Origin of the sequence: Candidatus Pantoea persica (assembly GCF_013753875.1) — a bacterium.
GTDB lineage: Bacteria > Pseudomonadota > Gammaproteobacteria > Enterobacterales > Enterobacteriaceae > Pantoea > Pantoea persica.
Map to the genome: position 1 here is coordinate 217,994 of NZ_SMDS01000017.1, position 13,434 is coordinate 231,427.

Genomic DNA, 13,434 nt, shown 5'->3' on the forward strand with positions numbered 1-13,434 from the left:
TATACCTTCACGTTTACCCACAAATGAAATGCGCACAAAAAACAGACACTATATATCGGTATAAAGCTATATCAGTACAACACCGATATGGCTAGAAAAGCAAGATTCAGGCAGGCGGAAAGTTTTCTTCAGAGGCACCCAAAGTTTGGTTTCGATATCAACCTGCTCATAGTTTTCGATTAGCGACCTGACAAGATCGCCCAACGTCCAGAGCGTTAGCGGTATCGTCGAGCGGTCGGCTTCATAGCGAGCATCTTTTGTAAAACCACCGGTACTGACAATAGCACTCGATCGTCTTTATAGCGGCCGTCGATAAAGCTACGGATCTATTGGCTTCCGCTTCCCATTTGTTTTCCACGATGTTTTACCTCAACGACGACACGTGGATTCTCAAATCTATCAGGTGAGGCAATGATATCCTTCCCACAATCTAGGCCCACAGGAGACACCTGTATTTTATATCCCATACTGCGTAAAACGCCTGCAACTAGATACTCCATCTCCTTCGGGTCAAGTCTATTAACTCGATCTTTTATGCCTTCACGCGCCAACGACTCCACATCGCGAAGCGGATCAGAAAAGACTTCATCTTCATCCATCGTAACTGGATTCTGAGTAATAACGTCTACAGTGGGTTTCTTATCCTGCAAAAGCTTTTCTAGCGCATATTCTAGAAGCAGGAAAACCTTCAGCATAGAATCTAATGTGTTTTTGGTAGCAACAGACAATCGATCGCGGTCAATTTCTTGAGTATTCCATTTAACCTGTCGAGTGATACCCATCTCCTCTTCCACCATTCAGGATTATATTGGAAGTCGGATGTGACTTTGCCTCGGAGATAAGTACTGTTGGCTGGTGAATAGGTAATAACCCAATCACCCTTTTGGATTTCGTTCACAAAACGCCAGACCTGCGATGCACCAGAACGCGTAGTTCCCAGCTTTGTTAAGGGATCTGCCTCTTGGTATAAGGCGAGTAACTGGGCTCGGGACAGTCCAAGTTTAACCAATGGAGCTAATTGAAACCAACCAATACCCGCAATTTTTTTATCGCGAAAATCGTTATAGAGTTTGCTGCTATCGTCGCGAGTCATCCACATTCTGTTGCCCATATCCGTTCCTTGATAAGGAAAATGAATTAGGCTGGATCATAAGCTTGTTATTCAAGGGCGTCAAAACTCTTAATAACGACGACTTAGCATGTCTGGATTACGTTTTTTCGAAGATATAATTAATTAAAATAAGGCTTCTATTTACATAGTATTTTATACGCATAAAACAAAAACGCCTGCCAGCATCAGCAAACGCATTTCGTAATTAGTAAATAAGCAAAAGATATTTGAATATGAACCAAGGAAGCTATTTCTAACAGAATCAATAAGTAACCAGAGTGGTGATCAGCAAGCAGGTAATGGTTGATTTCTGGAACATGGCAGCTAGCCAAAGATTAGTAAAATACATATCACTATCATAAATAATGCTTAATGAATGACAAAATTCTAACGATTACGTTAGTAGAATGACGAAATATAAAAATCCCTAATTATTAACCTCCTTCCACAAATTATCTTTTCTCATAGCATCCCGCCCTTTACCTCATTACAATCATCGTTTGTTTTTTTGCGAGCATCACAGCAGTTTTCATAGAGTAGAAATGACGATCAAAAACGATAAGGCATGGATTGGAGATCTGTTAGACGGGTCGCTAATGAGCAGGGAAACCCGAATCATCGCTGAGCTCATGCTTACCGAAACCGATGAACAGACCTGGCAAGAGCAGATCGTTGGTCATAACATACTACAAGCCTCCTCTGCCAATACGGCGAAGCGCTATGCCACGACGATAAAATTACGCCTGAATACGCTTGATAAAGCCGCGTGAATGCTCATTTCAGAGGTAAGCGAGCGCGAGCGTCAGCAATTGCTGTTTGTCGCTCTTGAACTCCATTCACCGGTTGTTAAAGACTTCCTAGCTGAAGTAGTGAACGATCTGCGTAGACAGTTTAAAGCAAAGCTCCCTATGGATAGCTGGGATGAGTTCGTGACCAGCCATCTTCGTCAGCAGCCCGTACTCAACAGTTACTCAGATTCATCCATCAAAAAAATGGGTAACAACCTGATCAAAGCACTGGCTGAAGCGGGTTATCTGGATACGCTGCGTCGGCGCAATCTACAGTCAGTTTTTCTTTTACCAGAGACCCAGGTAACCTTGCAGCGTCTTGGGCAACAGGAATTGGTTTCTATTCTGGAGAGGCAACGGTGATCGATCCCGTACTTGAATATCGCCTTTCACAGGTTCAGAGAAGAATTAGCGAAGAGCGCTTCCTCAAAAATAATGGCTCTGGAAACGATATTGTTTTTTGGATTTTTGATTATCCTACTCAGAATGAGCTGCAGGTGCGTGAACACCTGAAATATCTGTTCAGTAATGTGGAAAAGACCATAGTTTGAGCATCTTAATATCTTTCAGATCATTATCGATATGCTTACTGAACGTGGGTTATTTGAGCGCGTCTGTCAGCAGGAAGTGAAAGTTGGTACCGAAGTGCTGAAAAAACAGCTCGTTGGCTCGTTAAACCAGAAAAAAAATCGCAAATTACATAGCAAGAAAAGTCGATCTTCAGAACCAAAAATTTGTCATCCTGACGGGCATGGGTAATGCCTGTCCGCTGGTTCATGGCCGTGAGCTGATGAGCGCCTTGCAGGACGTGATGGGGGTTCCCCCCCTGTTGATGTTTTATCCGGAATCCTATTGCGGACACGACCTATCTCCGTTGGCGGGTATAGATTCCCGAAATTATTATCGCGCCTTCAGACTGGTGCCTGAAAGTGGGCCAGCAGTGACATTGAATCATCGTTAAATAGCACAGCAATGAATATTGAACAGATCTTTGAGAAATGTCTGGACCGAAATATTAATGGCGTTGTAAAAGCCGAACAGACGGACGATGTCAGTGCCTGGATTGAGCTTGATAAATATGTAATCACCCGGGAACTGGAAGGACATCTTCGCCACTTTTTCGAGTCCTATGTTCCGGCAACCGGTCCGGAACGCATACGCATGGAAAACAAGATTGGCGTATGGGTTTCAGGATTCTTTGGATCTGGTAAATCGCACTTTATTAAGAGCCTGTCGTATCTGCTGTCTAACCGCAAAGTCAGCCATAACGGTACAGAAAGTCATGCATACTCTTTCTTTTAATTCTTTTAAAAAAAATAAAAGATGCTCTGTTCCTCGCTGATATCAATAAAGCAGTTCATTACCCGACGGAAGTGATTCTGTTCAATATTGATTCTCGTGCTAACGTCGATGATAAAGAAGACGCGATACTTAAAGTCTTCCTGAAGGTGTTTAACGAGCGAGTGGGTTACTGTGCTGATTTTCCGCACATTGCCCATCTGGAGCGTGATCTGGCTAAACGCAGCCAATACGAAGCGTTTAAAACTGCATTCTCCATTATCCCTGGGTCAAGCTGGGAAAAAGAGCGCGATTCCTACTATTTCATCAGCGATGAGATGGCAGAGGCCCTAAGCCAAGCCACCGGTCAAAGCTTTGATGCCTCACGTCAATGAGTGGAACAGCCAGATAAGAAATTCTCATTAGATATCAATAAGTTTTGCCAGTGGGTCAAAGAGCGTCTGTATGAAAACGGCAAAAATATCCTCTTTATGATTGATGAGGTCGGCCAGTTCATTAGTAAAATACGCAGATGATGTTGAAGTTGCAGACTATCACTGGAAACCTAGGTATAATCTTCGGTGGACGCGCATGGGTTATTGTTATCTCTCAAGCGGATATCAATGCGGCCATTGGTGGTATGAGCAGCCGCGATGAACAAGACGTCTCTAAAATTCAGGGCCGTTTCTCTACCCGTTTGCAGCTTTCAAGCCCCAACACGGGGTATTGCGTACATTTCTCCGAAAAGTGCCATCTGACGCCTAAAAACTCATAATAATATTTCGGACACTATGCTCCCGTAACATGCAGAGGGATTTATGTAAAACAAGAAAAAAAGAATAAAATATTAACTAACAACAAAATTAATGGGCTATATCAGCTCCTGGCCTTCAACTCTGCTGAAAGAGAAGAATATTTCTCATTAGATAAAGATCTTCGTAGAAGAGTCAATGCCATATCAAAAACAGAGAATAGAATATATATGATATTGTTTATCTGTTACTTTAAGTATAAACCTATAGCCCACGATCTTTCGGAAAAGAACGATAAAAAGGATATCCAATATATTGTCCAGCAATATTACCCAAGGGTCAATCATGACGTTTGTTTAACTATATCTATCTAAAAGAACAAAATCACGATTGATTAACAGTATGCTCTCAATACTTGGATTCAGACAGTTAACAGCACCTCTGAAAGCTCCGCTAATGATAAGGCTAAAGGATGTAGCTACCATCTGCATGGATCCTAAATATATATTCGGCGAACTTCTGGCATTTCCAGGTCAAAACAGAATTGCACTACCTGGCTACAGTACAATCCAAGATTTAATCTCTGAAGCGTTAAACTATGAGAGAGAACGAGTTTCAAGTATTCTTTCAAATAAGATGTCAGTATCTACTGCAGAAAAACTTAAGTCAATATTACACGAGGATGGGAAACTAAATGGAATTAGGGGATAGTGGTGCCGCAAAATATTTTTCATCATCATGATGATTGATAAAGAGCTATGTACGCATAATACAATTATGCAAAGTTTACTATGAAATTAAAGATTTAATTAATGAATTGAGAATTTCTTAAGGGAATATAGATTATTACTCAACCATAGTAAAACATAGTTCAGCATTTACCTTTAAAAGTCATCCTAAGTGGCAAAGTATACTATACTTATGTTGTTATCTCTATTTCAGGTATAGAGAGATAAAAGAAAAAATAATTACAGCATGATATCTTATAAAAAAGCACAGTGAAGCATCTGTTCTTTCTGCTAAGAGTCGCATAACAGAAAAAATTGACTTGGTGAATAAGAAGTTAAAGTTTGCCAATGATGTTTTTAAATTTTTTTTGATAAAAGCCTAGAAGATTCAATTCCTTTTAGTGAGGTCGGGAAAAAGTGTTTTCTCTTATACCTGAGGAGGATTTTCAGCTTGTAAGTGATTTTTTTGACAAGAAGAAAATCGATGCTGAATAATATCAGTGGCAATACATTGACAACAATCACCACAAAGTGGCCAACTCCATCAGAAAGCTATTTATGGCTATCGATATTATCTATGATAAAGAAAAATCAGCCATAGGCAAACAAATAAGCACAACAAGGGATGAGTTAAGAAAAAAGAAAACACTGGACTCGGTAGATCAAAGGGTAATCCGTCCGGCAGAAATGAATCATATAATTAATGAAGGGAAAGTAAATACAAATAGATTTGAATTTCATATATACACCAGAGTGTATAACCTACTGGAAAATAGCAGAATTTACGCTTCTGAAAGCGAGAAAAACAAACGACTGAAGGATGACTTGATAGATGCAGAGACTTGGAGTAAAGACCGTCTAAATTTGATAAAAAATACAGGATTAGCAAGACTGATAACTCCTATAGGTGAAACTTTGTCAGCCTTAGTGGCTAAATTTAATAATGCGCCAGCTGCGCCCGGCGCGATCAGGATTTGGGCACAACAGCAGGCAGGCGTGGCAACTTCGCCGGCTTCAGGCCGAACAGCCGCGACAGCAGCGGCAACTGTTTAAAGATCAGGTAGAGCGCAGCACTGCATATCAGCCCCAGTGCCGTGACGACCGCGACGTAGGTAACCGGCATGGCATTCGGCAGATAGCTGTCCAGCAGCCAGGCAAAGGTAATCACCAGCGGGTAGTGCATAATATAGATAATCAGCGCAGAGTCGACAATGCCCTGCACCAGCCGGTTTTCCTTCATACGCAGCTTCTCGAAGGTGAAAACCAGCCAGTAAGAAAACATAACGGAGAAGACGCTGGCGCACAGCACCGGCAGATATCTCAGGTTGCTGGTGACGTTGAAATGGAAGGTGGCATAGAATGCCAGCCAGCAGACGACGGCGAACGCCAGCACCACTTTGCTGTTGACCAGCAGGCTGCGCGCCTGACGTGGGATCTGCTCGCTGTTGAGATAGAACGCGTAGCCCGCGGCGTAAAACACCAGGAAACGCGCCTTGACCGGCACCAGGCTCAGGCTGGCCCATTCGCTATAGCCCTTGAGCAAAACTTCACGACGAAGAAGGCGTTGGCTGTGGCGATCAGCAGCGGGAAAGGCAAGCGCCGCGGCGCGCTCGAAGAAGCTGACCGGCAGCAGGAAGGGGATCGCCGCCAGCGTGAGCAAAAACCACAGGTGATGCAGCAGGCCATAGGCGTGCAGCACACCCTGGGTTGACAGCGGCTCGCCGTCGATTTGAGCATGGATCAGATACATCAGGCCGGGGATAAACAGGAAGGCGGAAACCAGCGGCACCAGCACGCAACAGCGGCGGTTGCGGTAGAAAAAGCCGATGACCTTACGCAGGATCACCATGGCGAAAAACATGCCGGACAAAAAGAAAAAGGCTTCCATAAGAAAGGTATGCACAAATTCGATCAGTGCGCTGAATCCATCCGCCTCATTTTTGCCGGAGATATAATACCAGTTGTTTCCACCGGGAAGGCTACGCGCCGCGTGATATACACGCCATCAAGAATAAGCAGGGCGCGCAATAAATTCAGCCCAATATTGCGGCTTGAAAGAAAACCGTTATTTTCCGCCTGTTATTCCTCTGTATACCGCCGCAACGGCGTGCCGCCGCTATAAATGTTTCTCGCGCGGCCTACGCTTATTTCTGACGGAGATGATGCGCCAGCGGGGGGATCGGAATTAGCCCGGCTGGCTTAAGGAGGAAAAGCGTATCACTGCTTAACAATAAAGAGCATTACTCTGAACTCACAATAAGAATTTCCTCGTAGCAAAATTGAGGCTTTCAGAATATCGCCAGCACAGCCTGTTCAGTCCTTAATTTACTGGCAAAATTACGCCTTGCGCTTCATTGCCTTGCATCAGGAATATGCCGTAAAGACGCGTGCTTCATTGCGCTGCGCAACGGGCGCGGCGAACCTGCACGGGCGGCAAGGTCGCTAATGATTGCTGCCGGAAAGCGTTAAGGGGAAAAAAGAACCGTTTCAGCCGCGCCGTTATTCCGCGCCTCCACCAGCCTGACTGCCGCTAAGCACAATGCCCCGGTTTGCGGCGGATTTTCTTTCAGATTGTTGCCGCATCAGGCTATTTGCTACCCTGCTCTTCCAGCTCGCCCCAGCAGCTTTTGCTGACGATAAAAAGCCTGAAAATAAGCATGCCGCGTATTTTATTCTGCTTGAACCTGGCGCTGTTTTGCGCCTCTGCCGCCGCGCCTGCGATTCATGCTGTGTCGCCCGATACCTTTATTTTGAAGCCTGGGGCGGTTCAAGCACCCGAGCGTGATGGCAGTGCGCGAAAACGGCAGGCTGCGCAATATCGTTGCCGCCGAAAATGAGATGGCGGTGCTGAATCAGCTGCTACAGGCGAAATATGGCGACGGCGTACGCGTGGTCAACCGCGGCGCGCCCTCGGCGCAGGCGATAGAGTTGCTGAACGACCGCTATAAATATCAGCATAACCCGCCGTGGCCGGAGGTGATGAAACGCTCAAGTGCCCGCCTGATTTTACTCAACTTCGCCACCAACGATGCGCGCCAACTTTCACTTCCGCGACATTGAAAAGCGTATCAGGTCAGTCTGCAGCGCTACAGCGAGGTGATGAAGGCGCTGATTGACAGCGCCCGGAGCAACGGCAAGGCAGTGGGGTGTTGCCGGAGCCGCACCCGCTGGCCGGGTGGAGCAGTGGAACGTGGCGCCCTATGCCGCGCAGCTCGGCGCGGTGGCGCGCGCCGAACTATCCACCTGCACGCTGCAGAACCGTGCGTCGCCGCGCGCCACCGGGCTGCGGCTCAGGCCGGTGCCCTGCCAGCCCTGCGCTAGCAGCTCGATGACAATCGCTTCGCCAATGCCGGAGCTAGCTCCGCTGACAATTGCATGCGCCATTTACGCCTCCAGCAGCGATCGGAGAATTTTAAACACCGCTTTGCGCACCTGCCCAAGCTGCGCGGACTGGCGTTGATGATCTTCTCTCCCGCCAGCACCAACTGAATGTCGGCCCACTGGCGATGATACTCGGTATGGCACTGTGCGGACGGCTCGGTCTGCGCCGGACCGATATGGCAGAACCACGCCGCCCCGCCGGGCTGGAAACGGCCATCTTCCCGCTGCTGCAGCGCCGTCAGCGAGCAGTCCGCGCGCGTCAGGATGGCGCGCAGCGGCTCAGGCAGGCCCGTCAGCGACTGCATCGTGCCGATAATCATGACGCCTCCTTAATCCATGCCGGCGACAGGCGGACATATTTGATCGCCTGTCGGTCGAAGGTGTAGGCGATATGCAGCTGGCCGGCCGCATCCTGCTTGATGGTGGGATAGGAGAACTCGCGGTTGAGTTTCTGCTGCGAGTTGTTGGTCATGCAGTAGCCGTCGCCCTTGTCGAGATTGCGCTGCCACGGCCAGCTTTTGCCGCCGTCCGGCGACAGCGCCACCGTCATCGGCGCGCGCGGCGCACCCCAGAAGGCGCTGCGCCCTTCGCGCGCCTGCGGCTCTTTGCGGCTGTCATCGCCGTCGTCGATCTCGTCGTAGAGCAAGGCGCGCCGCGCTCATGTTGTTGAACACCAGCGCGAGGGTGCCGTCCTGCAGCGTGGTGACCTGAATCGAGGAGTTGTTATTAGGCAGCGAAGTTGGTGCGGGCGGCGTCCTTTGACTAGCTGGCATAGATGAAGTTCGCCCATCGGCTGCGATAGAGCGCCACCAGCGTGCCGTCGGGCAGCGCGGCGATACTCATATGCACGCAGCCGAGGCTGTCGGGCACCGCGACGTCGCGCCAGCTTTTGCCGCGGTCACTGGAGATTTTCACCGCGCTAATGTCGTCGTTACCGACCCACGTCTCTCCCGGCTGGGTGCGGCAGTAGAAGACCGGCAGCAGCCAGTTGCCGTTGGCCAGCACGGTTATCGGCTGGCGAATAAAGGTACCGGGCCGATCGAGCAGCGTGGCAATTTCGCCCCAGCTTTGCCCCAGATCGTGCGACTGGCGGTAGCGCACAATTGCCGTTTCCTGATTGCCGGAGAGCTGCGCCGTCCAGAGCAGCCACAGCACGCCATCGGGCGCCAGGAAAAGCACCGGATTCTGCTCAGAGCGGGTGGGATCGTCGGAGAACTTCTCCGCCTCGCTCCAGTGCTCCGCCCCGGCGGCGAGACGTGCGCTGTAGATGGAAATATCCGCGACGCCCTCCTGCGTGCCGCCGAACCAGACGCCCATCAGCGCGCCATCCGGCAGCGGCAGTAAATTCGCCGCATGGTTTTGCGGGCACGGCGACGGCAGCATCGCCGTGACGACGCGCGTATCCTGTTCAGTCGGGCGCAGCACACCATCGCGGTTAACGGTTACGGACATATCAAACTCCCCTTTGCTCTATGGTCTGGTGCGCTTTGCTTGCCTGTCGGTTCGGGATCAGATGGTCTATCGCCATAATGATGGCCGGCGTCACCAGCGCGATAGATATATATATATATATATTGTTAATGCCGAAGGGATCCCCCAGCAGATACCAGACGGAGGTCACCACGCAGGCGCCGATCAGGCCAGCGTTCGCGCCGCGAGCGCTTTTGAAAAACGGCGCGTAGAAGGTGATGACCGCCACCACGGAGATCGACAGGCGAATCGCGCGCGTAAAGAACGAGAGCTTCAGCACTTCCGGCACCAGCAGCACGAAAATCAGCGGCAGAAAGCCGATAATCAGCGACAGCCAGCGCGTCGCCTTGAACTCCTGCTCCGCGGTCGGCTTGCGCAGCGGCACGTAAAAGTCCTTCACCACCAGAGAGGCGATGGCCAGCGCGACGGTACTGACGCTGACGAAGATCGACGCCACCAGCGAGGTGGTGACCGCGCCGGCTATCCACGGATTCATATCCTGCAGGAAGACGGGCATCGCATAGAGGCTGTTGATTTCCAGGTGCAGGAATTTCGCCACCACGCCGATCACCGCAATCGCCAGACAGATCGGCAGGCAGAAAAAGAAAGTGACCCAGGTGGCGCGCTTCGCCGAACGCACATCTTTGGTCGAGGAGATGGCCTGAATAACGAACTGGGTGCAGAAAATCTAGCCTATTGTACCAATCAGCCAGGCGACGATGGTGCTCGCCGATATGTCCGTCCCACGTCCAGTAGTATTGCGGCATCTGCTCGATCATCGGCGTGAAGCCGCCTGTTTTATAGAGCGCGAAGCCCATGATGGCGAGGATGCCGAAATATTTCAGCGCGCTGGCATGGTGACTCAGACCAGCCCTTTCATGCCGCCGAAACTGAAGTAGAAGGTGCTGACAATCGCGGTGATAAAGGCCGCTATCGGGAGATTCACCTAGAGAATGGTGGATATTGCCGCCGCGCCGCTGACGTAGTTGTCCACGTTCACCAGCAGCAGCGCGTAAATCATAATCACCGATATGATGTTTTTAGTGGTGTTGCTATATTTTTCGGCAATCGCGCCGGAGATGGTGATTTTACCGGTGCTGTAGATGCGGCGCACCAGCATTAGGCCGAACAGCGGAAAGCCAATGGCGGCACCGATCACCGACCACGACGCGGCGAAGCCGCTTTCAAACGCCGCCTGCGCGGTGCCGACGGTAGACTTGGCGCCGATATATTCCGACATCAGCAAAATCCCCACCACCAGCGCCGGCATAGCGCGCGAGCCTTCCATAAAATCACCGCTGCTTTTGCTGCGCAGCCGTTAGGTCAGCTAGGTGGTGAAGAGTATGTAGGCCACCACGATGCCGACAATGATCAGCGTTAAACGTATTCATCTGAGCCTCTCTTGAGGATGAGCAAAACTGTGAGGGCGCAAGCCCCCGCTTTTTTATCTGCTGGGTGATGAACTAGCGTTCCGCTGTAATACCGTCTGACAGAGGCCCGCGCAGGCGGGCCGCAGCCGCTGAGCACATGGACGCGGGCGGGCCGAGAAGAGGCGCAGAAACGCCGTTATGATTAACCACGTTAATCTCCTGTAGGGGACAAATTGATTTAATTTAATCAGCCCACTTTCTGGACGAAGGCATCACAGAGAAGTTTATAGGACAGCTAAGGATAAAACAAATTGGTCATGCTCACACACTCGGATGTGATTTTATGCAATCACATTTTGCGCGCGCTGGTAACGCGAGGAGCTAGACGGTTCAGCGGGAAAAAGCGCGCAAAGGGCGATGCGGAGCAGGTAAAACAGCAGGCATGCGGGCAAAGGCCAGGCGGTCAGGCAAGAAAGTCGGCTAGCTGTGCCGTCAGGCAGACGAGCGGCCGATCGACTGGCGACCGGCCCGCTACGCGCAGCTTAGCCTTGCTCAGCCGGCGGCGTCCATTCGGTAAAGGTGGGCTTGTCCTTTTTCACTTCATAGGCGACATGCTTCACTTCGCCCTTGGCGGTGGTCACCTCCACCGGATTGATGGTCACGCGCCCTAGGCCAAACAGCGTCGCCACATAGCCGCCGATCTTATGCTTGCCCGGCGTCAGGAACAGATCTTTGCTCTGACCGCCGTTCAGCTGGCCGGCATCTTTGCCGTCCACGGTGACAAACACCGAGGAGCCGTCGTCGGCGTGCGTTCTAACGTGGGAAACGCTCACCTGGGCGGAACCGGCGGTGAAACCCGCATCGTCCTGGCTGGCCTGTTTTTTGGCGCAGCCGCTCAGGGCGACCAGCGCGACAACTGCAAGGGGATTAAAACGTGACATCATCTTTTCGGTTATACCTCTGCTACGGCTAAGCCACTATTTTAGCGTTGTCACACTTTCTCCCACCAGACAATGCGTCAGCATGTTCTGAATTCGCCCATGCTGCTGCTTTTCCCGCCAGCCACCGCACAAAAGGTTTAGCCGTCGCGCTGACGAACCGCAGTGCTTTTCGTGACGTTATCACTCACACAGACCGCGCCACAGTTGCTCTGCCGCCAAGCCGTCGCGGTTTCAGACGTGACGATTCAGCCTGAAATCGGCGGCAGCGCGGCGATAATGCGCCGAGCTTCATCCGGGCGCAGTGGATAATCGAAAAAGCTCTGATAGAAGCGCTGCGTCGCCTTAACCATATCCAGCTGCGGAAACAGCTCGGGATGCAGCTGCTTCGCGGCCCACTGAATCTGCTGCGCCGCCTCGGTGCCGTAGCGATCCCAGGGAAAGACCCCCGATAGGTTTTGCAGCACCCGATGCTGCCTGACCGCCTTCAGGCCGCTGAACAGGGCCGCATAGTCCGATCTCGCCAGCGAGCCGGCGCCTGCGCCGAGAATAATCACGTCGGGATCCCAGGCGATGACCTGCTCCGGCGACACCTCTTTCATATTGCCCGTGACCTGCGCCGCGGCGTTCTGACCGCCGGCCAGCCTGATCCAGCGATCAATCAGCGTCGCGCTGCCGTCGATTTTGAGCGGATGCAGCGACTGAATATGCAGCACGCGCGGCCGCTGCGCTGAGGTGAGCGCGGCGGTTTTGGCCGTAACAGCGGCGATCTGCATCTCCAGATAGCGGTTATAGGCCGCCGCGCGCCGCTGCGCCGCCGCTGTGTCGACTACCTGCGCGGTGGCGAGCAGCGAACGCTGCATGGCGTCGAACGTGGTGAACTGCATGCTCAGCGTCGGAATGGCTGCCTGGCGATAGCTGACGGCGTCCGGATCCCCTGCCGGCACGAAGATGGCGTCGACGCCGTGCGCCTGCAGCGCCTGACGCAGCGACGACTGCACCTGGAACATCCTGGGCCAGTCCTGCGGATGATTGACGGCGACGACGATACAGTTGCCCGACCCCAGCGTCATCAGCAGGGAATGGTGCGTATACCAGGCGTCGGCGATAAGCTGCGCCGGATGCGGCACCTCGACACGCTGACCCAGATCGTCGGTTATGGTCATGGCGCTTGCTGCGCCCGCCGCCGCCAGGCCGAGCGCCAGCAGGCTGGCGTGCAACAGGGTTTTCATCGTCAATGCTCCTTAAAAGTCGAGCTGCATGGAGAGCTGCACCTGACGCAGCGCGCCCAGCGAGGCGCTGGCGTAGCCCGCGCCGCTGTAGCCGTTCAGGCCGCCCGGCACGATATTGGTCCAGTAGTGGCGATTGGTCAGGTTGGTGACGTCGAGGCGAAAGGTGGCGTCGCTGTTCATCAGGCGGGTTTTGTAGCTCGCGCCCGCATCAAGCATGGTATAGCCGCTGACCCAGCCGTCGTTGTTGTTGTCGGTAGTGCGGCGGCTCTGGTAGCGCATGCCGCCATGCAGATCCGCACCCGCCAGGCGGGACAGATCCCTGGCGGCGAACAGGCTGGCAGTATAGCGTACCAGGCCAACCACCTGCTTGCCCTACGTCTCGCGGC

11 protein-coding genes and 6 pseudogenes are annotated in these 13,434 nt (G+C 51.7%); 8 read left to right on the forward strand and 9 right to left on the reverse strand.

Going from position 1 to position 13,434, the window contains the following annotated elements; genetic code table 11:
• Positions 1–66: 66 nt before the first annotated feature.
• Positions 67–1,111, reverse strand: a pseudogene (locus tag EIO60_RS08035) (restriction endonuclease).
• A 548-nt stretch (positions 1,112–1,659) separates the two neighbouring features.
• Between EIO60_RS08035 and brxA the strand changes: the two are divergent.
• The 6 genes and pseudogenes from brxA (at position 1,660) to EIO60_RS08065 (ending at position 5,710) form a co-directional block, all read left to right on the forward strand.
• Positions 1,660–2,262, forward strand: a pseudogene (brxA, locus tag EIO60_RS08040) (BREX-1 system protein BrxA).
• Positions 2,259–2,860: pseudogene (gene brxB, locus EIO60_RS08045) on the forward strand (BREX-1 system protein BrxB). Before brxA ends, brxB begins: the two co-directional pseudogenes overlap by 4 nt.
• Positions 2,861–2,871: 11 nt before the next feature.
• A pseudogene (brxC, locus tag EIO60_RS08050) lies at positions 2,872–3,898 on the forward strand (BREX system P-loop protein BrxC); the annotation flags it as partial.
• Positions 3,899–4,021: 123 nt separating this feature from the next.
• The gene (locus EIO60_RS08055; protein ID WP_258576547.1) at positions 4,022–4,303 is read left to right on the forward strand and encodes a DUF4158 domain-containing protein; all 282 of its coding nucleotides are present in this window, start codon (positions 4,022–4,024) and stop codon (positions 4,301–4,303) included.
• A 28-nt stretch (positions 4,304–4,331) separates the two neighbouring features.
• A complete protein-coding gene (locus EIO60_RS08060) occupies positions 4,332–4,640 on the forward strand; it encodes a DUF4158 domain-containing protein (RefSeq protein WP_258576548.1) in 309 nt (102 codons plus the stop codon).
• A gap of 548 nt (positions 4,641–5,188) precedes the next feature.
• Positions 5,189–5,710, forward strand: a complete 522-nt coding sequence (locus tag EIO60_RS08065; RefSeq protein WP_258576453.1) for a hypothetical protein — start codon at positions 5,189–5,191, stop codon at positions 5,708–5,710.
• Here the strand turns inward: EIO60_RS08065 and EIO60_RS08070 are convergent.
• Positions 5,625–6,560, reverse strand: coding sequence for an acyltransferase family protein (locus tag EIO60_RS08070; protein ID WP_258576454.1), 936 nt, complete (start codon positions 6,558–6,560; stop codon positions 5,625–5,627). The two genes, EIO60_RS08065 and EIO60_RS08070, sit on opposite strands and share 86 nt — an antisense overlap.
• A 636-nt stretch (positions 6,561–7,196) precedes the next feature.
• Between EIO60_RS08070 and EIO60_RS08075 the strand changes: the two genes are divergently transcribed.
• Together EIO60_RS08075 and EIO60_RS08080 are read left to right on the forward strand one after the other, a co-directional pair.
• Positions 7,197–7,442, forward strand: a complete 246-nt coding sequence (locus tag EIO60_RS08075; protein WP_258576455.1) for a hypothetical protein — start codon at positions 7,197–7,199, stop codon at positions 7,440–7,442.
• Positions 7,439–7,717: a hypothetical protein gene (locus EIO60_RS08080; RefSeq protein ID WP_258576456.1), complete on the forward strand. Its 279-nt coding sequence runs from the start codon at positions 7,439–7,441 to the stop codon at positions 7,715–7,717. The genes EIO60_RS08075 and EIO60_RS08080 overlap by 4 nt, the downstream gene beginning before the upstream one ends.
• 138 nt (positions 7,718–7,855) lie before the next feature.
• On the opposite strand, the gene EIO60_RS16655 is transcribed toward EIO60_RS08080, so the two are convergent.
• From EIO60_RS16655 to EIO60_RS08115, 7 genes and pseudogenes are all read right to left on the reverse strand, one after another.
• Positions 7,856–8,041 (reverse strand): hypothetical protein, encoded by a 186-nt coding sequence (locus EIO60_RS16655; protein ID WP_374058154.1) that lies wholly within the window; start codon positions 8,039–8,041, stop codon positions 7,856–7,858.
• Positions 7,975–8,358, reverse strand: a complete 384-nt coding sequence (locus tag EIO60_RS08090) for a YhcH/YjgK/YiaL family protein (RefSeq protein WP_258576457.1) — start codon at positions 8,356–8,358, stop codon at positions 7,975–7,977. Before EIO60_RS08090 ends, EIO60_RS16655 begins: the two co-directional genes overlap by 67 nt.
• A pseudogene (locus EIO60_RS08095) lies at positions 8,355–9,490 on the reverse strand (sialidase family protein). Before EIO60_RS08095 ends, EIO60_RS08090 begins: the two are co-directional and overlap by 4 nt.
• Before the next feature lies 1 nt (position 9,491).
• Positions 9,492–10,895, reverse strand: a pseudogene (locus EIO60_RS08100) (sodium:solute symporter family protein).
• A gap of 525 nt (positions 10,896–11,420) precedes the next feature.
• Complete coding sequence (locus EIO60_RS08105) at positions 11,421–11,822, reverse strand: hypothetical protein (protein WP_258576458.1); 402 nt, start codon at positions 11,820–11,822, stop codon at positions 11,421–11,423.
• Positions 11,823–12,064: 242 nt separating this feature from the next.
• Positions 12,065–13,048, reverse strand: coding sequence for an ABC transporter substrate-binding protein (locus tag EIO60_RS08110; RefSeq protein ID WP_258576459.1), 984 nt, complete (start codon positions 13,046–13,048; stop codon positions 12,065–12,067).
• Between the two features lie 12 nt (positions 13,049–13,060).
• The gene (locus EIO60_RS08115; protein WP_258576460.1) at positions 13,061–13,411 is read right to left on the reverse strand and encodes a TonB-dependent receptor domain-containing protein; all 351 of its coding nucleotides are present in this window, start codon (positions 13,409–13,411) and stop codon (positions 13,061–13,063) included.
• Between the last annotated feature and the right edge of the window lie 23 nt (positions 13,412–13,434).